General features: G+C 68.0%; 19 protein-coding genes. 7 read left to right on the top strand and 12 right to left on the bottom strand.

The features are described 5' to 3' along the window. Positions 1-88 precede the first annotated feature (88 nt). Together ftsY and ABIE57_RS04970 are read right to left on the bottom strand one after the other, a co-directional pair. Positions 89-1,120 carry a signal recognition particle-docking protein FtsY gene (gene ftsY / locus ABIE57_RS04975; protein ID WP_354537906.1) on the bottom strand — a complete coding sequence of 344 codons (1,032 nt, stop codon included), beginning with the start codon at positions 1,118-1,120 and terminating at the stop codon, positions 89-91. A gap of 65 nt (positions 1,121-1,185) precedes the next feature. Continuing rightward, positions 1,186-2,871, bottom strand: coding sequence for an NAD(P)H-dependent oxidoreductase subunit E (locus ABIE57_RS04970; protein WP_354537905.1), 1,686 nt, complete (start codon positions 2,869-2,871; stop codon positions 1,186-1,188). Positions 2,872-3,068: 197 nt separating this feature from the next. Here ABIE57_RS04970 and ABIE57_RS04965 point away from each other — a divergent pair, with 197 nt between their 5' ends. The 3 genes from ABIE57_RS04965 to ABIE57_RS04955 all read left to right on the top strand — a co-directional run bounded on the left by ABIE57_RS04965 (position 3,069) and on the right by ABIE57_RS04955 (position 6,077). After that, positions 3,069-4,112 carry an alkane 1-monooxygenase gene (locus ABIE57_RS04965; protein WP_354537904.1) on the top strand — a complete coding sequence of 348 codons (1,044 nt, stop codon included), beginning with the start codon at positions 3,069-3,071 and terminating at the stop codon, positions 4,110-4,112. Between the two features lie 4 nt (positions 4,113-4,116). Then, on the top strand, positions 4,117-4,515 hold the full coding sequence (locus tag ABIE57_RS04960; protein ID WP_354537903.1) for a hypothetical protein: 399 nt from the start codon (positions 4,117-4,119) through the stop codon (positions 4,513-4,515). 164 nt (positions 4,516-4,679) lie between these two features. After that, positions 4,680-6,077, top strand: coding sequence for a helix-turn-helix domain-containing protein (locus ABIE57_RS04955; protein ID WP_354537902.1), 1,398 nt, complete (start codon positions 4,680-4,682; stop codon positions 6,075-6,077). Here the strand turns inward: ABIE57_RS04955 and ABIE57_RS04950 are convergent. From ABIE57_RS04950 to ABIE57_RS04940, 3 genes are all read right to left on the bottom strand, one after another. After that, positions 6,062-6,940 carry an inositol monophosphatase family protein gene (locus ABIE57_RS04950; protein ID WP_354537901.1) on the bottom strand — a complete coding sequence of 293 codons (879 nt, stop codon included), beginning with the start codon at positions 6,938-6,940 and terminating at the stop codon, positions 6,062-6,064. The two genes, ABIE57_RS04955 and ABIE57_RS04950, sit on opposite strands and share 16 nt — an antisense overlap. Positions 6,941-7,066: 126 nt before the next feature. Then, complete coding sequence (locus ABIE57_RS04945; protein WP_354537900.1) at positions 7,067-9,589, bottom strand: ABC transporter permease; 2,523 nt, start codon at positions 9,587-9,589, stop codon at positions 7,067-7,069. Further along, a complete protein-coding gene (locus ABIE57_RS04940) occupies positions 9,586-10,269 on the bottom strand; it encodes an ABC transporter ATP-binding protein (protein ID WP_354537899.1) in 684 nt (227 codons plus the stop codon). Before ABIE57_RS04940 ends, ABIE57_RS04945 begins: the two co-directional genes overlap by 4 nt. Positions 10,270-10,318: 49 nt before the next feature. Here ABIE57_RS04940 and ABIE57_RS04935 point away from each other — a divergent pair, with 49 nt between their 5' ends. After that, positions 10,319-10,948, top strand: a complete 630-nt coding sequence (locus ABIE57_RS04935) for an arylesterase (RefSeq protein ID WP_354537898.1) — start codon at positions 10,319-10,321, stop codon at positions 10,946-10,948. A 45-nt stretch (positions 10,949-10,993) separates the two neighbouring features. Here the strand turns inward: ABIE57_RS04935 and ABIE57_RS04930 are convergent, their stop codons facing one another. From ABIE57_RS04930 to tsaD, 7 genes are all read right to left on the bottom strand, one after another. Beyond that, positions 10,994-11,200 (bottom strand): cold-shock protein, encoded by a 207-nt coding sequence (locus ABIE57_RS04930; protein ID WP_210879028.1) that lies wholly within the window; start codon positions 11,198-11,200, stop codon positions 10,994-10,996. 176 nt (positions 11,201-11,376) lie between these two features. After that, complete coding sequence (locus tag ABIE57_RS04925) at positions 11,377-11,943, bottom strand: L,D-transpeptidase (RefSeq protein WP_354537897.1); 567 nt, start codon at positions 11,941-11,943, stop codon at positions 11,377-11,379. 300 nt (positions 11,944-12,243) lie between these two features. After that, entirely contained in the window at positions 12,244-13,461 is a 1,218-nt protein-coding gene (locus ABIE57_RS04920; protein ID WP_354537896.1) for a multidrug effflux MFS transporter, read from the bottom strand. A gap of 318 nt (positions 13,462-13,779) precedes the next feature. Beyond that, entirely contained in the window at positions 13,780-14,199 is a 420-nt protein-coding gene (locus ABIE57_RS04915) for an EVE domain-containing protein (protein ID WP_354537895.1), read from the bottom strand. Beyond that, positions 14,199-14,468, bottom strand: coding sequence for a YciI family protein (locus tag ABIE57_RS04910; protein WP_354537894.1), 270 nt, complete (start codon positions 14,466-14,468; stop codon positions 14,199-14,201). Before ABIE57_RS04910 ends, ABIE57_RS04915 begins: the two co-directional genes overlap by 1 nt. Beyond that, positions 14,468-15,421: an NAD(P)H-dependent glycerol-3-phosphate dehydrogenase gene (locus ABIE57_RS04905; protein WP_354537893.1), complete on the bottom strand. Its 954-nt coding sequence runs from the start codon at positions 15,419-15,421 to the stop codon at positions 14,468-14,470. The genes ABIE57_RS04910 and ABIE57_RS04905 overlap by 1 nt, the downstream gene beginning before the upstream one ends. Continuing rightward, the gene (gene tsaD, locus ABIE57_RS04900; RefSeq protein ID WP_354538186.1) at positions 15,418-16,497 is read right to left on the bottom strand and encodes a tRNA (adenosine(37)-N6)-threonylcarbamoyltransferase complex transferase subunit TsaD; all 1,080 of its coding nucleotides are present in this window, start codon (positions 16,495-16,497) and stop codon (positions 15,418-15,420) included. Before tsaD ends, ABIE57_RS04905 begins: the two co-directional genes overlap by 4 nt. A 73-nt stretch (positions 16,498-16,570) precedes the next feature. On the opposite strand from tsaD, the gene ABIE57_RS04895 reads away from it, so the two are divergent. The 3 genes from ABIE57_RS04895 to ABIE57_RS04885 all read left to right on the top strand — a co-directional run bounded on the left by ABIE57_RS04895 (position 16,571) and on the right by ABIE57_RS04885 (position 20,294). Continuing rightward, complete coding sequence (locus ABIE57_RS04895; RefSeq protein ID WP_354537892.1) at positions 16,571-17,299, top strand: uroporphyrinogen-III synthase; 729 nt, start codon at positions 16,571-16,573, stop codon at positions 17,297-17,299. A 156-nt stretch (positions 17,300-17,455) separates the two neighbouring features. After that, positions 17,456-18,772: a COG4223 family protein gene (locus ABIE57_RS04890; protein ID WP_354537891.1), complete on the top strand. Its 1,317-nt coding sequence runs from the start codon at positions 17,456-17,458 to the stop codon at positions 18,770-18,772. Positions 18,773-18,791: 19 nt separating this feature from the next. Beyond that, complete coding sequence (locus tag ABIE57_RS04885; protein WP_354537890.1) at positions 18,792-20,294, top strand: heme biosynthesis protein HemY; 1,503 nt, start codon at positions 18,792-18,794, stop codon at positions 20,292-20,294. Positions 20,295-20,305 lie beyond the last annotated feature (11 nt).

Genomic DNA, 20,305 nt, shown 5'->3' with positions numbered 1-20,305 from the left:
GCCAGCCCCCCAAACCGCTGGGTAAGATGGGGGGCCAGCCCCCCAAACCCCCCGGGATATTTCTGGCCAGAAGAAACGGGGGCGGATGTCATTCTTTGTCAAGGCCGGTCAGGGCGGCGGCGAATTCTTGCGGGTCGAAGGGGGCCAGATCGTCGATCTGCTCGCCCACGCCGATGGCATGGATGGGCAGGCCGAACCGGTCCGCGAGCGCCACGAGCACGCCGCCGCGCGCGGTGCCGTCGAGCTTGGTCATGACAAGGCCCGTGACGTCGGCGAGTTTCTGGAAGATCTCGACTTGGGACAGCGCGTTTTGACCGGTGGTGGCGTCGAGCACCAGCAGCGTGTTGTGCGGTGCCTGCGGGTCCTTCTTGCGGATCACGCGGACGATCTTGGCCAGTTCCTCCATCAGGTCGGCACGGTTCTGCAAGCGCCCCGCCGTGTCGATCATCAGAAGGTCCGCGCCCTCGGCCTCTGCTTTGGTCATCGCGTCAAAGGCAAGGCTCGCCGGGTCCGATCCCTCGGGCGCGGTCAGCACGGGGACACCGGCACGCTCTCCCCAGACCTGCAACTGTTCGACGGCCGCGGCGCGGAACGTGTCGCCGGCCGCGATCACCACCGATTTGCCGGCGGCCTTGAACTGGCTGGCGAGCTTGCCGATGGTCGTGGTCTTGCCCGAGCCGTTGACGCCCACCACCAGCACGACCTGCGGGCGTGAGGGGTAAAGCGGCATGGGCCGCGCCACGGGGGCCATGATGCGGGCGATCTCGGCCGCCAGCAATTCCTTGATCTCGCGCGTCGAAAGCCGTTTGCCCATGCGCCCCTCGGCGAGGTTGGCGATCACGCGCTGCGCGGTTTCCACGCCCATATCGGCCCCGATCAGCAGGTCTTCGAGGCTCTCGAGCATGGCATCGTCGAGCACGCGGCGCGGGGCCTCGGGCCGGTCGCGTCCGACCAGACGCCCCAGAAGGCCCGGGCGCGCGGGGGCGGGGGGTTCCGGCGCGGACGGGGTATCATCCCCGGGGGTGGGGTCCGCCGCCTCTTCGACAATCGACTCAAGCCCTTCGTCGATTTTGGACGAGGATTTGAACAGCCGTTCCTTGAGCTTCGAGAAAAACGCCATGCGACCTCCCTGCCGATGGTTCGATCCCTACTGTGGATCGGCGGCGGATGGAAGATGCGCGCGGCTCAGATTTCCCCCGCGAAATGGCGCATGGTCAGGCGGATCGGGTTGGGTGCGGCCTGTCCCAGCCCGCAGATCGAGGCGTCGGCCATGGCCTGGCACAGCTCCTCCAGAAGCGGCTGGTCCCAGTGCTCGGCCTGCATGAGTTTCACCGCCTTCTCGCAGCCGACACGGCAGGGCGTGCATTGTCCGCAGCTTTCATCCTCGAAAAACCGCAGCATGTTGAGCGCCGCATCGCGGGCGCTGTCGTGATCCGAGAGCACCACGACCGCCGCCGAACCGATGAAAGAGCCATGCGGCTGCAACGTGTCGAAATCGAGCGGAATGTCGGCCATCGACGCGGGCAGAAGGCCCGAAGAGGGGCCGCCCGGCTGATAGGCTTTGAACGTGTGGCCATCGGGCATTCCGCCCGCCGCGTCGATGATGTCGGTTATTGTCGAGCCGGCCGGCAGCAGGTGCACGCCGGGATTTTTCACCCGCCCCGAGACGGAATAGGAGCGCAGACCCTTGCGCCCGTTCTTCTCGACCGTGTTCAGGATTTCCGGCCCCTCGCGCAGAACGCGCGTGACCCAGTAGAGCGTTTCCACATTGTTGACGAGCGTGGGGCGGTTGAAGATGCCGACCTGAGCGACGAAGGGCGGACGGTGGCGCGGCAATCCGCGCTTGCCCTCGATCGATTCGATCATCGCCGATTCCTCGCCGCAGATATAGGCACCGGCCCCGCGGCGCAGCTCGATATATCCCTCGGCTACAATAGCTTCATCTTCTAGCGCCCTGATTTCACGTCGCAAAATTTCCAGAACGGCAGGGTATTCGTCGCGCATGTAGATAAAGCAGCGCTCGGTTTCGACGGCCCAGGCGGCGATCAGCATTCCCTCAAGGAAAACATGGGGTTGCCGCTCGAGGTAAAAGCGATCCTTGAACGTGCCCGGCTCGCCTTCGTCGCCATTGACGGCCAGATAGCGCGGCCCCGGCTCGGCCCGCACGAAGCCCCATTTGCGCCCCGAGGGAAAGCCCGCGCCGCCAAGCCCGCGCAGCCCCGCATCAAGCAGGGTCTGTTGCACGGTCTCGAAATCGCCGCCCTGCCGCAGGGCGCGCAGCGTCTCGTAGCCACCGCTTGAGGTATAGTCCACAAGCGTTTGATATTCTGGAATATGTGTGTGGGTCTCGCCCGCCTCGATGGCGGCGCGCACCTTTGCCGGCGTGGCGTGGTCGATATGGTTGTGGCCCAGTTCCAGCACCGGTGCGGTATCGCAGCGGCCCATGCAGGGCGCGCGCAGCACGCGCACCTTGGCCGGGTCCATCCCGTCTTCCAGCGCGGCCTTGAGCGCCTGCGCGCCCGCCAACTCGCAAGACAGCGAATCGCAGACCCGGATGGTCAGCGCGGGGGGCGGCGTCTCGCCTTCCTTGACCACATCGAAATGGGCGTAGAACGTCGCCACCTCGTAGACTTCGGCCTGACTGAGGCGCAATTCCTCGGCCAGCGCGCGCAGATGCGCCGCCGAAATATGGCCGAACCGGTCCTGGACAAGATGGAGATATTCGATCAGCAGATCACGCCGGTGAGGGCCGTCGCCCAGAAGCGCGCGCACCTCGTCCCAGGCCGTGTCGTCAAGCTGGCGCCCCTTGGGCGTATGGCGCCCCTTGCCCTTGCCCGATTTCCACACGCCCTTGCGTTCGTCGAGTGCCATGCGGTGTCTCCCTGCCTGTGTTGTCCGAAGTCATAGAACGAGGCGCGCCGGTCAGGCGGATCAAAAGCGACATTTGCCGCGCTGGATGCGTTTCGCCGCGACGGATGCCGCCAAGGCTGACCGATTGCGTCATGGAACCGCCATGGCTTCTGGTATACCATATCAGGCCAGACAGCCCTGACAAGTGAGCCTTACGTATGTGCCTGTTTGCCTTTGCCACAAGTCTGCCGCTGGTGCTGACCCTGCTTGCCGCGCTTTTCGGTGGGCTCTGGGGGGCGCTGGCGGTCGGTTATGTGACGGTGCTGGTGTTCTGGCTTGACCGGCTGGTTGCGCGGGCGGCGGGCAACCCCGATCCCGAGGCAGAGTTTCCCGCCGCCGACCCGCTTCTGGTGGCACTCGGGCTGGGGCATTTCATCGTGTTGGGGCTGGCGTTGGCCGGGGTGGCAGGGGCGACGGGGCTGAGCCCGGTCGAACGGCTCTTGCTGGGCATCGCGGCGGGGCTGGTGGCGGGGCAGATCGCGCATCCCGTGGCGCATGAGCTCATTCATCGCGGTGCCCGGGGCAAGCGGCGGTTGGGGCGGCTGATCTATACCTCGCTGCTTTTTGGTCACCACGCGAGCGCGCATCTTCATGTCCATCACACCCATGTCGCCACGCCCGCCGATCCAAGCAGCGCGCGGCGCGGCGAGGGGTTCTACCGCTATGCCTTGCGCGCCTGGCCGGGGGCCTTTCGCGCCGGCTTGCGGGCCGAGACGCGGCGGCATGGGGGCACGGGGCTGCGGCACCCCTATGCGCTCTATCTCGGCGGGGCAGCGGCGATGGTGGCGGGGGCGGCGGCGCTTTGGGGGTGGCAAGGGCTTGGAGCGCTTGGATTTATCGCCGGATATGCACAGGTGCAGATTCTTCTGTCGGATTATGTGCAGCATTACGGCCTCAGCCGCGCGGCGCGCGATGACGGGCGGTATGAGCCGGTGGGGCCCGCGCATTCGTGGAACGCGCGGCAGTGGTATTCCTCTGCGATGACGCTCAACGCGTCGCGCCACTCGGATCATCATGTGACGCCGCAGCGTCCCTATCCGGCGCTGCAACTCCGCCCCGATGCGATGCCGGTGCTGCCGCAGTCCCTGCCGGTGATGGCGGTGCTGGCGCTGGTGCCGCCCGCCTGGCGGCGGGTGATGGACCGGCGCGCGGCGCGCTGGCGCGAATCCTCTGGCGAGGGAACACGCGATCTGGCAGGGTGAGGCCATGCGCCTGATATCCCTTGCCCTTATGGCCGCGTATGGTCTTGCCTCGCCCGCCCTTGCCGAGATGGGGGCCGAGGCGTTTGACGCCCTGACGCAGGGGCAGACCTTCTATTACGGTGTCGACGGGGCCGAGGCATACGGGGCCGAGGAATATCTCGACAATCGCCGGGTGCGCTGGTCCTTTCTGGATGGCGAGTGCATCGAGGGGTCCTGGTATGAGGACGCCGGGCGCATCTGTTTCGTTTATGAAAATCGCCCCGAGCCGCAATGCTGGGTCTTTGCGCAGCAGGATGGGAGGCTGGTGGCGCGGTTTGACGGCGAAACGTCGACGACAGACCTCTATGAGCTGCGCCGCTCGCGCGAACCGCTGTGGTGCCTGGGGCCACGGATCGGGGTTTGATTGTGAAATTTCGTCCATAATCTCAATGGGCACACAGATTATCCCGACATGATTTTCATTTTGCAATCCGGTCGGGTTTCTTCGCGGCCTTGGCAAATCTCTTGCCCGCAAGGGTTTGCAAATGTATCCTTCCAGAAGAAGAATTTGCAAACAGGAGGCCCCGCATGGCCACGCGCAAACTCTATGCCGGGGCCAAGCTGCGCGAGACGCGGCAGCGGCTTGGGCTCACGCAAAAGGATTTCGCGGCCAAGCTGGGCGTGTCTCTGCCCTATCTCAACCAGATGGAGAACAACAACCGGCCCGTCAGCACCACCGTGGTGCTGGCGCTGGCGCAGGAATTCGGCTTCGACGTGACCGAACTTTCCACCGGCGATGCCGAGCGGCTTGTCTCGGACATGCGCGAGGCGCTGGCCGATCCGGTCTTTGGCGACGATCCACCGCCTCTGGCCGATCTGCGGCTGGCGGCGTCGAATGCGCCTGCACTGGCGCGCGCCTTTCTTGATCTTCACAGCGCCTATCGCCAGACGCATGAACGGCTGGCGAGCCTTGATGAGGCCCTGGGGCGCGAGGATGCGCGCAGCCAGTCGAGCCCCTGGGACGAGGTGCGCGACTTCTTTCACTATTGCGACAACTATATCGACGCGGTGGATCACGCCGCCGAACGCTTTGCCGCGGGCGCTGCGCGCGGCGGGGTGGAGGGGCTGGCGATCCGGCGGCTCTCCGAGATGGGCATCAGTGTGGCCGAGGCCGATACGGCCGTGTTGCGCCAGTTCGACCGGGCCGGCGGCACGCTCACGCTCTCGGTGCGCGCGGCCCCCGAGACGCGGCGTTTCCAGCTTCTGTTGCAACTGGCGCTTCTCACGCAGGACCCGCTTCTGGAGGCGACGCTCGATCTTGCGCGGTTCCAGTCCGAGGCCGCGCGCGCCATCGCCAAGATCGGGCTGGCAAACTACTTCGCCGGGGCCGCCCTCATGCCTTACGGCGCGTTTCTGGCCACGGCGCAGGAGGTGCGGCACGATCTGGAAGTGCTGGCGCTGCGCTTCGGCGCCTCGATCGAGCAGGTCTGTCACCGGCTCTCGACGCTGCAACGGCCCGGTGCCAAGGGTATTCCGTTCTTTTTCGTGCGGGTCGATCAGGCGGGCACGATCACCAAGCGCCATTCCGCCACACGGCTGCAATTCGCGCGGTTCGGCGGCGCGTGCCCGCTGTGGAACGTGCACCGCGCGTTCGAGACGCCGGGGCGGTTCCTGCGGCAACTGGCCGAGACGCCGGACGGGGTGCGCTATATCAGCCTGGCGCGCGATGTCAGCAAACCGGGGGGCAGTTTCGGAGCACCGGTGCGGCGCTTTGCCATCGCGCTTGGCTGCGAGGTGCGCCATGCGGGCGATCTGGTCTATGCTGACGATCTCGACGTGAGCAATGCCCGCGCGTTTGAACCCATCGGGATTTCCTGCCGCATCTGCGAGCGGGCCGAGTGTCATCAACGCTCGGTCCCGCCGCTGGAGCGCCGTTTGCAGGTCACGCCGGATGAGCGCGGAGTGCTGCCCTACCGGGTCGGCTGACCTTCGGTGATCGGTGCGAAATGCGCGGCGAGGCGCTGCCAGGCGGTGTCATTTGCGGCGGCAAGCAGGATGCCGTCGGTGATCGCGGTGCTGTAGTCGCGCCCGTCGAGCATCCGCGCCACGCCCCCCGCCTGACGGCAGATCAGCACCCCCGCCGCGTGGTCCCACGGATTGAGCTGGCCCGACATGACGAAATCCACCGCTCCTTGCGCCAGAAGCCGGTATTCGTGGCACGAACAGCGCAACGCGGTCAGCCGGGCAAGCGCGGGGATGAGGGGCACAAGCCGTTCCTGCTGCGCCTTGGGCATGAGCGAGACATGGGCATAGCCTTGCATCTCGGCCAGGGTTTCGGTGCTGGCCGTGGCGATGGGGCGTTCGGCCCCGATGGCGGGGGCGAGACGGGCGGGTGTCGTCTCGTCGGCGAGAATCCAGTCATCGGCGATGGGATCGTAGAGCAGGCCGAGCACCGGGCGGCCAAAGCGCGTCACCGCGATGATCACACCGAAGAGCGGTAGCCCATGGACGAAATTCCACGTCCCGTCCACCGGGTCGATGATGATCGCCAACTCGGCCTCGGAAACCTTGTCGCGCAGCTCCGGTTTCGCGGCCACCGCCTCTTCGCCGATGATGAGCGCATGGGGGAAGAGCCGTTGCAACCCGCGTGCGATCATCGCCTCGGCGGCGTGGTCGGCCTCGGTCACCAGGTCATGCGGCCCGGATTTGATCGCGGCGTCGGCGCGGGTGATCGAGCGGAAGCGCGGCAGGATCTCGGCACGCGCGGCGCGGCGCACGAGATTGACCAGGGCCACCTGCTGTGCGGGGCTGAGCGGCGGGGAAAGCGGGATGGGCAGCGAATCGGTCATGGCCTCTCCTTTCGGGGTCGGGGTCTCAGTGCCACCGTGGCGTGACGATTTCAACGCGGCGTGCCGACCGGACGGCCGGGGGTTCCACCCCCGGACCCCCGGAGTATTTGGCGAACAGTGAATGGGCTATTCGCGGCCCCGCAGCACGCGGGCGGGGCGGGTGGCGAGCGGGCCGATGGCATAGGCGAGCCCTGCAAGGAGCGTCACCGCGATGCCGCCCGCGACGATGGCCAGCGCCGAGGGCCAGATCACGGTGAAGGGTGTCTCCATCACGAAATGGCTGACGGCCCAGCCCCCGCCGATTCCGGCACCGAGCGCCACAAGCCCCGCCGCCGCGCCCAGGATGAGCGCGCGCAGCGCGAGGCCCCAGAGGATGCGGGCGCGCGTGGCCCCCAGGACCTTGAGGATCGCGGCCTCGTAGCTGCGGGCGCGTTGATCGGCGGCGGCGGCCCCGATCAGCACCAGAAACCCGGTCAGAAGCGTGACCGACGCCCCCCAGGAGGTGGCCGAGGCGAGGCTGGCCAGAAGGTCGGTCACGCGCAGGAGCGCATCGCGCACGCTGATGGCGGTCACGTTGGGGTGGCGGTCGGTCACGTCGCGCAGGATCGCCTCTTCGGCCTCGGCACTGTCGGCGTAGACGGTGGCGATGAAGGTATGCGGCGCGCCGGCCAGTGCCGAGGGGTTCATCAGCATGACGAACCCCATGCCGACGCTGGAAAAATCCACCTCGCGCAACGAGGTGATCGGCGCGGTGAAATCGCGCCCGAGGATGTTGACGGTGATCTCGTCGCCAAGCCGCAGGCCCATTTCCGCCGCTTCCTCTGCGGCAAAGCTGATCTGCGGCGGGCCGTCATAGCCCTCACCCCACCATGTGCCTTCGGTGATCTCGGTGCGGGCGGGGAGCGCGCCTGCATAGCTTACCGCGCGGTCGCCCTCGACCACCCAATGGCCGGGGGCGACCTCGCGGGCGGGGCGGTCGTTGATGCGGGTGATGAAGCCGCGCAGCATCGGCGCGTGGTCGACGCGGCTGACCGCCGGGTCGGTGGCGAGGCGGTCCAGAAACCATGGTATCTGGTCCTGTTGCAGATCGACGAAGAAGAAGGACGGTGCGCGGTCGGGCAGGTCGCCCGCGATGGCGCGGCGCAGGTTGCCGTCGATCTGTCCCACGGCGGCCAGCACCGAAAGGCCGAGGCCGAGCGAGAGCATGACCGGCGCGGCCGTGCTGCCGGGACCGCCGATGGCACCGAGCGCCCAGCCGAGCGCGGGCCGCCCGGTGAGGCGCGGCCGCCACGCGCGCGCGGCGCGGGTCACAAGGAGCGCGGCGAGGCTCAGGGCCGCGAGCGCGCCGAGGATGCCGCCCGCTGTCCAAAGGGTGAGCCGCAGATTGCCGGAAAACGCCGCCGCCGTGCCGATGAGCAGGGCAAGCAGCGCCAGCGTCACGCCGACCCATGGCCAGCCCGGCCAGCCATGGCGCGCGCCTGCGGCCTCTCGGTACAGGGCGGCGGCGCGGACCTCGCGCGCGCGGGCGAGCGGCCAGAGCGTGAAGATCAGCACCGAGAGCACCGAGTAGAGCGCGGCCTCGATCATCGGCGCGGGGTAGGGTGCAAAGACCGCAGGCACCGGCAGGCGCGCCGAGATGAGCGGCCCGAGCGCCACCGGCAGGCCCACACCGAGCAGGAGCCCGCCGAGGATGCCAAGAAGCGCAAGCAGGCCCACCTGAAGGAAATAGGTCAGAAAGATCGTGCGCTGATCCGCGCCGAGCGTGCGCAACGTGGCGATGACCTGCACCTTGGTGGCCAGATAGGCGCGCAAGGCGGCCGAGATGCCGACGCCGCCGACCGCAAGCCCCGAAAGACCCACGAGCACGAGGAACGCCCCGAGCCGGGTGACGAACTCGGCCACGCGCGGGCTGGCGTTACGGGCGTCGTTCCAGCGCGCGCCGGTGCCGTCAAGCGCGGCCTCGGCGCGGGCGGCGAGCGCGTCGAGATCGGCGGCAGCGGGCAGGTCGAGCCGGTAGCGCGAGGTGAAGAGCGAGCCGGGGGCCAAGAGGCCCGAGCCGTCAAGCGCCGTGCGCGCCACGATCGTGCGCGGCCCGAGGCCAAAACCCGCGCGCGAGGGGTCAGGCTCACGGGTGATCAGCGCCATCAGGCGGAAGCCTTGCTCGCCGAGGCGGAAGCTGTCACCGGGGGCGATGCCGAGGCGGTTGGCAAGCACAGGCTCCATCACCGCGCCGGGCAGGCCGCCCGCCCCCGCCAGCGCCGTGGCCAGCGGCATGTCGGGCGACAGGCCGACCGCGCCCACGAGAGGATAGGCCGCATCCACCGCCTTCACCTGGGTGAGTTCGCGCTGCCCCTCACCAGTCACCGCCATGGACCGGAAGTCGGCGATTTCCGAGACGCGGGTGGCGTTTTCCGCCATCCAGACGCGCTCGGTCTCGTTGGCGAAGCGGTAGGTGATCTCAAGCTCGGCATCGCCGCCCAAAAGTTCGGCCCCCTGGGTGGCCAGCCCCGCGCGCACGCTTTCGCGCAGCGTGCCGACGGCGGCGATGGCGGCCACGCCCAGGATCACGCAGCCCAGAAAGATGCGAAAGCCCTTGAGGCCACCGCGCAATTCGCGCCGCGCGAGCCGTGCCGCGATGCGCAGACTCATGCCGCCGCCGCCGTCTCGAGCCGCCCGTCGCGCAGCGCGATCACCCGGTCGCAGCGCGCGGCAAGATCGGGATCATGCGTGACCAGCACGAGCGTCGCGCCGTGCCGGTCACGCAAGCCAAAGAGCAGGTCGATGATCGCCGCGCCGGTGGTGCTGTCGAGATTGCCCGTGGGTTCGTCGGCAAGGATGAGCGCGGGGCGTGGGGCGGCCGCGCGGGCAAGCGCCACGCGCTGCTGTTCACCGCCCGAAAGCTGCGAGGGGTAGTGGCCCGCGCGCGCCGCGAGACCCACGGCGTCAAGCTCTTCGAGCGCGCGTGTGCGGGCGTCGGGGCGACCGGCCAATTCCAGCGGCGTGGCCACGTTCTCGAGCGCGGTCATGGTGGGGATAAGGTGAAAGGACTGGAACACCACCCCCACATGCGCGCGCCTGAGCCGCGCCAGCGCATCCTCGTTCATGGTGCCCAGGTCCTGGCCCATGGCGCGCACCGTGCCCCCCGTGGCGCGCTCCAGCCCGCCCATCAGCATCAAGAGCGAGGATTTGCCGGAACCGGAGGGGCCGACAAGGCCCACCGTCTCACCGCTGTGGACATCGAGCGTGATCGAGTGAAGTATCTCGATGAGACCGGCATTGCCCTCGAGCGCAAGGCACGCGCCGTCGAGGGACAAAAGGGGAGAGGTCATGGGTTTGCGCCTGTTTTGCAATGGTTTTCGGACATATGGGGCCGCGCGGATGCTGGGCAAGGTGGTGGCATGTTTTCTGACCCTTGTCAGCCCCGCGCTGGCCGAAGATCCGGTGACGGTGCTGGCGCTTGGCGACAGCCTCACGCAGGGCTACGGGCTGCCGCAGGAGGATGGGTTTGTGCCACAACTGCGCGGCTGGCTTGCGGCGCGCGGCATCGCGGCGGAGGTGATCAATGGCGGCGTGTCGGGCGACACCACGGCAGGCGGGGCGGCGCGGGTCGCCTGGAGCCTGAGCGAGGAGGTTGACGCGATGATCGTGGCGCTTGGCGGCAATGATCTCTTGCGCGGGATCGACCCGGCGGAAAGCCGCCGTAATCTCGCGGCCATCCTGCAAGAGGCAGAGGCGCGGGATGTGCGGGTTCTGCTGGTCGGATTGCGCGCGCCGGGAAATTACGGGGCGGATTACAAGGCCGCGTTCGATGCGATCTATCCTGACCTGGCCGAGGCGCATGGCGCGCTTTATGCGCCGGATTTTTTCGAAGGTCTGGGCGAGGGCGATCCGGCGGAGTTGCAGGCCTATTTTCAGCCTGACCGTATCCACCCCAACGCTGGGGGCGTGGTCCGAATCGTCGAGGGGCTGGGGCCCTATGTGGCGGCGCTGATCGAGACGGCCAAATGAAACGGGCCCCGAAAGGGGCCCGCATCCGGCGTGTCGGGGCGAAGCTCAGGCGAGCGAGAGATTGCTTGCCGACTGGCGGCCATCACGGCCGGCTTCGATGTCGAAGTTCACCTTCTGGTTGTCGGCGAGGCCGGTGAGGCCAGCGCGCTCGACTGCGGAGATGTGGACGAAAACGTCCTTGCCGCCGCCATCAGGTGCGATAAAGCCGAAGCCTTTGGTGGTGTTGAACCATTTTACAGTGCCAGATGCCATTGCTCTGAACTCCTCTAGATGTGCTGCCCGCGTCAGTGCGGCAGCCCGGCCCGTCAAGTTAGATCGAGTGACTGAGCCGTAGGAGGACAGAGAGTCGATAGCTTTAACGTTAGCGATGGCAATATGGGGCCACCGCGCGCAAAACGCAAGAGGTCATTGCACGCAGCGGTGACAGGTCAGAGAACCGTGACAACGGTGCCGATGGGCACACGCTCATAGAGATCCTGCACATGCTCGTTGATCATCCGGATACAGCCGTTGGAGACCGATCTCCCGACGGATTGCGGTTCGGTCGTGCCGTGGATCCGGTAATAGGTGTCGCGCCCGTTCTGGAAGAGATAGAGCGCGCGGGAGCCGAGCGGGTTTTCGGGGCCGCCGGGCTGCACATAATCGTTGTCGATGAACTTGGAATAGGCGCGGGGGTCGCGTTCGATCATCTCGTTGGTGGGCCGCCAGGTGGGCCATTTTTTCTTGACGTCGATGGTGGCGTTGCCGGTGAATTCCAACCCTGCACGCCCGACACCGACGCCATAACGGCGGGCCACTCCGGGTGCGGTGACGAAATAGAGGAAATGCGCGCGTGGCACGACGACCAGATGACCGGGCCCGTAGGCCCCGGCAAAGCGCACATCCTGCGGCGCGAATTTGGGGTCGAGTGTAAATGCGTTGGCGCGGGCCGGGATCAGCGCGGGCGCGGCCAGTGCCGCAAGTCCGGTGGCAATCAAGGAACGGCGATCAATCATGGTGTTACCCTCCGATAGTCCTTTTCCTTATAAGGGGTGCGCGGCGCGGGTGCAAAAGTCAAAACGCCGTGAGGACGCCTGAAATGCGCGGGCTGTGGTCTTTGCGTTCAGATCGCGGCCCAATCGGTAAAGCGGAAGGGCAGCGGGCGGCGATGCCAGGGCGGGCGGGGAAAGCGCGGGTCGGTCTTGCGGCGGGACATGGTCTTGCTCCTGTTGCGGGGTCCGTTCACAGGACGTGGGGTGTGCCGCGGCCCGCGGCCAGAGCGGATGCTGTGAACGTGAGCGCGCGTGAGCGCCCGGTCACGCCATCCGCAACCGCCGTTCGCGCCGGATCACCAGAAGGATCGTCCCCACCGCCGCCAGCCCGGTGAGAAACATCAGCCACAAAAGCGGGAATGCGCCGCTGCCGGGGGTCAGCAGCAGTCCGGCCAATGCCGAGAGCGCCGCGCCGATCCCGATCATGAGCGCCCCCGAAAGGCCGCTAGCCGTGCCCGCGAGATCCGGCCGGATCGACAGCGCGCCGGCGGTCGCATTGGGAATGACCATGCCATTGCCAAGCCCCATGAAGGTCATCAGCCCGAAGAAGCTGAGCGGGGTGCCGTATCCGAGGTAAAAGAGCGTGAGGTTGAGGCCGATGCCGCCCGCGTTGAACATTGACCCCCATAGGACCATCCGGTTGACGCCGATCCGTGTGGAAAACCGCCCCGAGGCGAAATTTCCCAGAAAGTAGCCAATGGCGGGGGCACCGAAAAAGAGGCCAAGAAGGGCAGGGGGCATCCCGAAAACCTGATCACCCACGAAGGGCGCGCCGCCGAGATAGGCAAAGAACGACCCCGAACTGAGCCCCGCCGCAAGCGCATACCCCCAGAAGCGCCACGACCTGAGCAGCGCCGGGTATTCGCGGAACTGTTGCACGAGGCTGCGCCCCGAGAGCGGTGCCGTCTCCCCCAGATCGCGCCAGCACAGCCAGAAGAGCGCGCCACCCAGCACGAAGAGCGCCCAGAAATTCGCCTGCCAGCCAAACGCCTCGTCGAGCAGCCCGCCAAAGGCCGGGCCGATCATCGGCACCACCGCCATGCCCATGGTCACATAGCCGATCATCGAGGCGGCGCGGTCCTGGGGCACCATGTCGCGCACGATCGCGCGCGAAAGGACCATCGCCACCACCACGCTTGCCTGGATCATGCGAAAGCTCAGAAAGACCGTGACAGTGGGCGCGAAAATGCAACCGAGCGTGGCGACAAGAAACAGCCCCACCCCCCAGAGCACCACCGGTCGCCGCCCCCAACGGTCCGAAATCGGACCCATCAGCAGTTGCAACCCGGCATTGACCGCCAGATAGAGCGCGACCGAAAGCTGGATGAGCCGGTATTCGGTGTCGAAATGCGCCACCATCCCCGGCAGCGAGGGCAAAAAGATGTTCATCGCCAGCGCCGAAAGCCCTGCCATGAGGATCAGCGTTGCGATATGCGGCGGTGAGGTTCGGTCGAGAAAGCGGACCGGGCGGTCGGTTGTCATGATGCATGGCTAGGCATGTGACGCGGAAAAGTCCAGCGAGCCGAGTTCAATTGTCGGAACAAGATAGGGACCATTGCTCCACAACGCTTGAGCCGCGTTATCCGCATGGATGATGGTGCATCGGACTCTCGGGTGCGATCGGAAATATTTGAAACGAATCAAGCACAGTGCGTGCTTGGCGCGCGGGTCGGGCCGGGGTATGGTGTCTGTGTTCGGGCCAGGATGGCCGGGGCCTTCCAGAGAGAACACGTGTGGTGCGTAGGGAGCACGTGGGGTGGCGGGGGGTGTCGGCGATGGCGCGGATGCCCCCCGTTTCTGCTATGGCGTCAGCCCCGCCAGATCGCAGACGATCCGCCATTCCTCGGGCGTGACCGGCTGCACCGACAGGCGCGAATTCCTGACCAGAACCATCTCGGCCAGACGAGGATCGGCCTTGATCTCGTCCAGCGTCACCGGGCGTTTCGTCGCCTCGAGCGCGCGGATATCCACACAGTCCCAACGCGGATCGCCCGCCTTGCTGTCGGGATGGGCGGGGGCGATCACCTCGACCGTGCCCACCACGGCCTTTTCGCTCTGTGAATGGTAGAAGAACCCGCGATCCCCCACCGCCATCTCGCGCATGAAGTTGCGCGCCTGATAGTTGCGCACGCCGTCCCATTCCTCGCCCGCCGCACCCTTGGCCACCTGATCGGCCCAGGACCATGTGGCGGGTTCTGACTTGAACAGCCAGTAGCGCATCAGATGACCTTTTTCCACGCGATGAGATCGACCGACGCGAAGAGCCCCGCCCTGGCATAGGGGTCATTTGCGGCCCAGTCGCGCGCCGCGGCCATGTCGGGCACATCGAGCACGATGAGCGAGCCGGTCATGCCGCCCTCCTCATCCAGCAGGGGGCCGGCCTGAGAGACCACGCCGGTCTCCTTCAGATAGGCCAGATGCGCCTCGCGGTTGTCGAGACGGGTTTGCAGCGCGCCGGGCTTGTCGCGGGCGATCAGGGCAATCAGCATCATTCCTCCTTGAGTGGTCTGGAAAGCAGCATATCCATCGCCTGCGCCACGCGCAATTCGCCTGCGACCAGGGACGCCACCGCCGTCGTCACCGGCAGGTCGAGGCCAAGCGCGCGGGCGCGGGCAAGGGCGGCGCGCGCGGTTGCGGCCCCCTCGACGGTAATCGCGGGATCGAACGCGGCACCCCGCCCAAGGCTCTCGCCGTAGCGGTAATTGCGCGAGAGCGCCGAGGTGCAGGTGAGCGCCAGATCGCCCAAGCCCGACAGCCCCGCCAGCGTCTCGGGCCGCGCGCCAAGCGCCTGCGCCAGCCGGTTCATCTCGGCAAAGCCGCGCGTCATCAGCGCCGCGCGCGCGCTCTCCCCCAGACCTGCGCCCATGACCGCGCCGCAGGCGATGGCGATGACGTTTTTCAGCGCGCCGCCCAGTTCCGCGCCAATGGTGTCGGTGCTGCGATAGAGCCGCAGCGTCGGCGTGGTAAGGGCGCTTTGCAGCGCGCGGCCCGTCTGCGCGTCGGCGCAGGCAAGCGTCAGCGCCGTCGGCAGGCCGCGCGCGATGTCGGCGGCGAAACTCGGGCCGGTCAGGATCGCGGGCATCGCCGCAGGCACCGCGCGGGAAACAAGGGCTGTGGGGCCAAGGCCGGTTGTCAGATCCATGCCCTTGCAACAGGCCACCAGCGGGCGCGCGAGCGCCGTGCGATGCGCGGTCAGGAACCCTGCGAGGGTCTGCATCGGCATCGCCAGAAGGCAGGGGCCATCCCCCTCGGGTAGAGCGCCCGAGATGACCGTCACGCCCTCGGGCAGGGCGATGCCGGGCAGTCGCCGCGCGTTCTCCCGCGCCGCCTGCATGGTGGCCGCGTGACCCCCATCCCGCGCCCAGAGCGTCACCGGCCCGTTATGCGCCAGCGTGATCGCCAGCGCCGTGCCGAACGCCCCCGCGCCACAGATCAGCGTCATGCCTTGGCCCCCCGCTTGCCGTGGCCCAGCATCGCCGGGCTTGCCGCATCGAGCGGCCAGCGCGGGCGCGCGGCGAGGGTCATGTCGTCGCGACGGCCCGCGCGATAGAGTTCGGCCCCCGCATAGGCGATCATCGCGGCGTTATCGGTGCAGAGCGCCAGAGGCGGCGCGACAAAGCGCGCGCCCCCGGCCTCGGCCACCGCCATCAGGGCCGCGCGGATCGCGCCATTGGCCGCCACGCCGCCCGCGACCGCCAGCACCGGCGCGCCGGTTGCGGCCAGCGCACGGCGGGTCTTTTCCGCCAGCACATCGCAGACCGCGGCCTGAAATCCGGCGCAGAGGTCGGCCCGGTCCTGCCGGGTTATCCCGCCCTGCGCGCTCACCAGCGCATCGCGCGCCCGCAGCACCGCCGTTTTCAGCCCCGAGAACGACAGATCGCACCCTTCCCGGTCCAGAAGCGGGCGCGGCAGGCGAAACCGGTCCGCGTCACCGCTCTGCGCCGCGCGCTCCACTTCCGGCCCGCCCGGCTGCGGCAGGCCCAGAAGCCGCGCCACCTTGTCGAAGGCCTCGCCGGGGGCGTCGTCGATGGTGCCGCCAAGGCGGGTGAAATCCTCGGGTCCCGCGACGGTCAGAAACTGGCAATGCCCGCCCGAGACCAGCAGCATGAGATAGGGATAGGCCACGCCGTCGGTCAGGCGCGGCGTGAGCGCGTGACCGGCCAGATGGTTGACCCCGATCAGCGGCAGGCCCGCGCCCGCCGCGATGCCCTTGGCGCACATCACCCCCGCGAGCACGCCGCCGATCAGCCCCGGTCCGGCGGTCACCGCCACCGCATCCACCGCCGCAAGGGCTGTGCCCGCCTGCGTCAGCGCCGCGCGCACGGCAAGGTCCACCTTCTCGGCATGGGCGCGTGCGGCGATTTCGGGCACCACCCCGCCAAAGGCCGCATGAAGCGCGTTTTGCCCCATCACCACCGAAGACAGGATTGCGGGGCCATCCTCCCCCATGCGCAGCACGGCAGCGGCGGTATCGTCGCAACTGCTCTCGATCCCGAGGATGGTCAGTGTCTGGTGCATCATGGCCCGGCATTGCCTCATGGGTGCGAGGCAGGTAACACCTTGTGAGCCGTCCAACAACTGCCGAGCGCCGATGCCCACGCTTCTCATCACCCGGCCCGAGCCAGAGGCGAGCCGCATGGCCGAACGCCTGCGCGCGAGGTGGCCAGGGGTGGGGATGGTCGTCTCGCCATTGATGCGGATCGCGTATCGCGGAGAGTTACCCGCGATGACGGGCCGCGAGACCCTGATCTTTACCTCGCGCAACGGGGTTGAAGGCTTCTGCCGCCTGACCCCCGGTCGCAACCTGCGCGCCTATGCGGTCGGCGAGGCGACGGCAGAGACGGCGCGCGCGCGCGGGTTCGAGGCCATTGCGGCCGAGGGCGACGCGGCCTCGCTTCTGGCCCTGATCGCGCGTGAGGGCGCGCGCGGCCCGTTCCTGCATCCGCGCGGGGAACACGTCGCCGCCGATATCGCCGGGGCGTTGCGCGCGCAGGGGTCTGAGGCGGCAGACGTGGTTGTCTACGCACAGGAGGCGCGGCCGCTCTCGCCCGAGGCGCGCAGCGTGCTTGACGGCGACGCGCCGGTGATTTTGCCGCTGATGTCGCCGCGCAACGGGCTGTTGTTTTTTGCGGATGCCGGGACGATCCGCGCGCCGCTTCTTGTCGCGGCAATGAGCCGCAATGTGGCCGATACCGTGCCCGAGGGGGCCGCAACCCGGCTCATTGTGGCGAAAACCCCTGATATGGCCGCGCTCTGCGCCGCGCTGCACGATCTGGTGAGCCACGCCAAGCGGGTTGAGGGGAGAGATGGCGCACAGTAAGGTCAGCTTGACAGGTTGGACGAACAAGATTCGAAAGGTTGGCGTGCCGTGGCGAGAAAAAAGACGACCCGCTCGAAAAATACCGACGCGCCCATAGCCGCCGAGGACGGCCTTACAGCCGCTTCCAGTGGGGACACGGACCTGTCTCAGGCACCAGTGACCGGTGACGCCCCGCGCGAAGACGACGCGCCACTCGCAGTTGCGTCCAGCGAGGAGCCGCCAAAGGCGGAGACGGAGGGGGTGCAGGACGGTCCTGCCCCGGACACCGAAGAGGGGACGACAGAGGAAACCGCCGCCCCCGAGACGGACACCCCCGACACGGAGACCACCGGGATGGGCGCGCCGCCTGACACGCCCACTTTGCAGCCGGAGGCGGCACCGGAGGCCGAGGCCGTCGAGACCCGCGACGAGGAGATGATCGCACAGGACACCGGGACGGCGGAAGAGACCGGGGCCGGCACGCCCGAACGCCCCGCCCCCGTGGTGCGCACCGAACAGGTGACGGTGCGGCAAGGCGGGTTCTGGTCGATGCTTCTTGGCGGGATCGCCGCCGCCGGGATCGGCGTCTTCGCCGCGCCCTATCTCCAGCCTCTTCTGCCGCCCGGTTGGGGCGTGCCGGGCGGGGCGACCGTGGATCCGGCACGGATCGACGCACAGGCCGGGCGGATCGAGGACCTTGAAAAGCAGATGTCCGGCCTTGCCATCCCGCCCGACCTGAGTGGCGAGTTGGAGGGGCTGAGCCAGACCCTGACCGGCCTGACCGGACAGATCGCCGATCTGGAGAACCGGGTCACCGATCTGGCCCAACGGCCTGCGACAGCGGCCCCCTCCGGCGGGGCCTCGGATGAGGCAATCGCGGCGTTTGAAGATCGGCTTGCCGCGCAGCGCGCCGAGGATGCGTCGCAACAGGATGCCATCGAAGCCCTGCGCGCCGAGATTGCCGCCCTGCGCGGCGAGGCCGAGGCACAGGAGGCCGCCGCGCGCGACAGTGCCGTGTTTGCGCTGCGCCGTGCCGCGCTCATCCGGATCAGGACCGCGCTCGACACCGGCGAGGCATTCGCGCCCGCGCTGACCGATCTGCGTGAGACCGGTGCCGATGTTCCCGAACCGCTGACGGTCCTGGCCGAGACCGGTGCGCCGACGCGCGCGAGGCTCGTCGAGGGCTTTCCCGAAGCGGCCCGCGCCGCATTGGCCGCTGCCCGCGCCGAGGCGGGTGAGGGCGCTTCGGTCACGGGCTTCTTGCGCTCGCAACTGGGGGTGCGCTCGCTCACCCCGCGCGAGGGCGATGACGCGGATGCGGTGCTGTCGCGCGCTGAATCCGCACTATCGCAGGGCCGGATTTCCGATGCACTGGCCGAGATAGAGGCGCTGCCGCAGGGCGCGCGCGCGGCCATGGCCGACTGGGCCGCCGAGGCCAAAAGCCGGGCCGATGCGCTCGCCGCCGCCGAGGCGCTCTCGGCAGCGATGAATTGAGGTTGAAAGGGCGTATGCCATGCTTTGGTTGATCATTAAGGTAGCCGTTTTCATCGCCCTCGTGGGGGCCGTGACGTTCGGTGCGTCTTTCCTGCTGGAACTGGAGGGCGGGGTGCGCATCGTCATGGCGGGGGTGGAGATCAACCTTACGCCGATCAAGGCGGTGATTGCGCTGACGGTCCTCATTCTGGTGATCTGGCTTCTGCTGAAGCTCGCGGGGATGCTGGTGGCGGTGCTGCGTTTTATCAACGGGGACGAGACGGCGCTGTCGCGCTATTTCGACCGCAACCGGCAGGATAAGGGCTATCGCGCGCTGGGCGAGGGCATGCTGGCGCTGGCCTCGGGTGAGGGCGCGCGCGCCATGGCCGAGGCGTCGAAAGCCGAGAAATACCTGCGCAAGCCCGCGCTCACCGATCTGATCACCGCGCAGGCGGCGGAGCTTGCAGGCGACAAGACCCGCGCCGAAGCGGCGTTCAAGCGGCTGCTCACCAATCAGAAAACCCGGTTTGTCGGGGTGCGCGGCCTGCTTCGCCAAAAGCTCGAGGCGGGCGACACCGACACCGCGCTCAAGCTGGCCAAGACCGCTTTTGCGCTCAAGCCCCGGCATTCCGAGGTGCAGGATACGCTGTTGCAGCTTCAGGCCGACAAGGGCGACTGGAAAGGCGCGCGCGCCACGCTTGGCGCCAAGCTGAAATACGGCGCGCTGCCGCGCGATGTGCACAAGCGGCGCGACGCGGTGCTGGCGCTCTCGGAGGCGCGCGACGTGCTCGACGAGGGCAAGAGCATCGAGGCGCGCGAGGCGGCAATCGAGGCCAACCGCCTCTCGCCCGATCTCATCCCGGCGGCGGTGCTGGCGGCACGCAGCTACATCGAGGCGGGCAAACCGGCCAAGGCGGTGCGGGTGATCAACAAGGCCTGGCTGATGCGGCCGCATCCCGATCTGGCGGCGGCCTTTGCCGCCATCGAGCCCGATGAGACACCGCACGCGCGGCTCAAGCGGTTTGCCAAGCTGCTCAAGGTGCATCCCGACAACCGCGAGACGCGGCTTCTGGAGGCCGAACTGAACCTTGCCGCCGAGGATTTCCCCGCCGCGCGGCGCGCGCTTGGAAATCTGGCCGAGGTGGGGCCGGATGCGCGGTCGTTGACGATCATGGCCGCGATCGAGCGCGGCGAGGGATCGTCCGATGCGGTGGTCAAGGGGTGGCTGGCGCGCGCGCTTGGCGCGCCGCGCGGCCCGCAGTGGTGCTGCGACAATTGCCAGCATGTCCATGCCGCGTGGCGGCCGGTCTGCGAAAGCTGTCATTCCTTCGACACGCTGAGCTGGCGCGCCCCTGCCGACGGGGTGGTGAGCACGCCCACGGGTCTGGAAATGCTGCCGCTTCTGATCGGGCCGGTCGATGAGCCGGAGGACGACGAGACCGAGGCGGGCGAGGACATCCCCGACGCGGAGGTGATCGAGGGTGCCCCCGTGACCGGCGAGGACACGGACGAGGCGCGCACCGAAGCGGCGGCGCGTCCGTGACCGGGCGCGTT

It is taken from the genome of Roseovarius sp. MBR-6, from assembly GCF_040547525.1.
Lineage (GTDB): Bacteria > Pseudomonadota > Alphaproteobacteria > Rhodobacterales > Rhodobacteraceae > Roseovarius.
This window is presented reverse-complemented; position numbering and strand designations above follow the sequence as displayed.

What these genes read in the sequence shown, in the direction of transcription:
- ABIE57_RS04935 (WP_354537898.1), top strand. Translation starts at nt 10,319, where the DNA reads ATGCTGGGCAAGGTGGTGGCATGTTTTCTGACCCTTGTCAGCCCCGCG.
- ABIE57_RS04960 (WP_354537903.1), top strand. Translation starts at nt 4,117, where the DNA reads ATGCGCCTGATATCCCTTGCCCTTATGGCCGCGTATGGTCTTGCCTCG.
- ABIE57_RS04950 (WP_354537901.1), bottom strand. Translation starts at nt 6,940, where the DNA reads ATGACCGATTCGCTGCCCATCCCGCTTTCCCCGCCGCTCAGCCCCGCA.
- ABIE57_RS04970 (WP_354537905.1), bottom strand. Translation starts at nt 2,871, where the DNA reads ATGGCACTCGACGAACGCAAGGGCGTGTGGAAATCGGGCAAGGGCAAG.
- ftsY (WP_354537906.1), bottom strand. Translation starts at nt 1,120, where the DNA reads ATGGCGTTTTTCTCGAAGCTCAAGGAACGGCTGTTCAAATCCTCGTCC.
- ABIE57_RS04905 (WP_354537893.1), bottom strand. Translation starts at nt 15,421, where the DNA reads ATGACGCTGATCTGTGGCGCGGGGGCGTTCGGCACGGCGCTGGCGATC.
- ABIE57_RS04930 (WP_210879028.1), bottom strand. Translation starts at nt 11,200, where the DNA reads ATGGCATCTGGCACTGTAAAATGGTTCAACACCACCAAAGGCTTCGGC.
- ABIE57_RS04925 (WP_354537897.1), bottom strand. Translation starts at nt 11,943, where the DNA reads ATGATTGATCGCCGTTCCTTGATTGCCACCGGACTTGCGGCACTGGCC.
- ABIE57_RS04940 (WP_354537899.1), bottom strand. Translation starts at nt 10,269, where the DNA reads ATGACCTCTCCCCTTTTGTCCCTCGACGGCGCGTGCCTTGCGCTCGAG.
- ABIE57_RS04965 (WP_354537904.1), top strand. Translation starts at nt 3,069, where the DNA reads ATGTGCCTGTTTGCCTTTGCCACAAGTCTGCCGCTGGTGCTGACCCTG.
- ABIE57_RS04885 (WP_354537890.1), top strand. Translation starts at nt 18,792, where the DNA reads ATGCTTTGGTTGATCATTAAGGTAGCCGTTTTCATCGCCCTCGTGGGG.
- ABIE57_RS04955 (WP_354537902.1), top strand. Translation starts at nt 4,680, where the DNA reads ATGGCCACGCGCAAACTCTATGCCGGGGCCAAGCTGCGCGAGACGCGG.
- ABIE57_RS04915 (WP_354537895.1), bottom strand. Translation starts at nt 14,199, where the DNA reads ATGCGCTACTGGCTGTTCAAGTCAGAACCCGCCACATGGTCCTGGGCC.
- tsaD (WP_354538186.1), bottom strand. Translation starts at nt 16,497, where the DNA reads ATGCACCAGACACTGACCATCCTCGGGATCGAGAGCAGTTGCGACGAT.
- ABIE57_RS04945 (WP_354537900.1), bottom strand. Translation starts at nt 9,589, where the DNA reads ATGAGTCTGCGCATCGCGGCACGGCTCGCGCGGCGCGAATTGCGCGGT.
- ABIE57_RS04895 (WP_354537892.1), top strand. Translation starts at nt 16,571, where the DNA reads ATGCCCACGCTTCTCATCACCCGGCCCGAGCCAGAGGCGAGCCGCATG.
- ABIE57_RS04920 (WP_354537896.1), bottom strand. Translation starts at nt 13,461, where the DNA reads ATGACAACCGACCGCCCGGTCCGCTTTCTCGACCGAACCTCACCGCCG.
- ABIE57_RS04910 (WP_354537894.1), bottom strand. Translation starts at nt 14,468, where the DNA reads ATGCTGATTGCCCTGATCGCCCGCGACAAGCCCGGCGCGCTGCAAACC.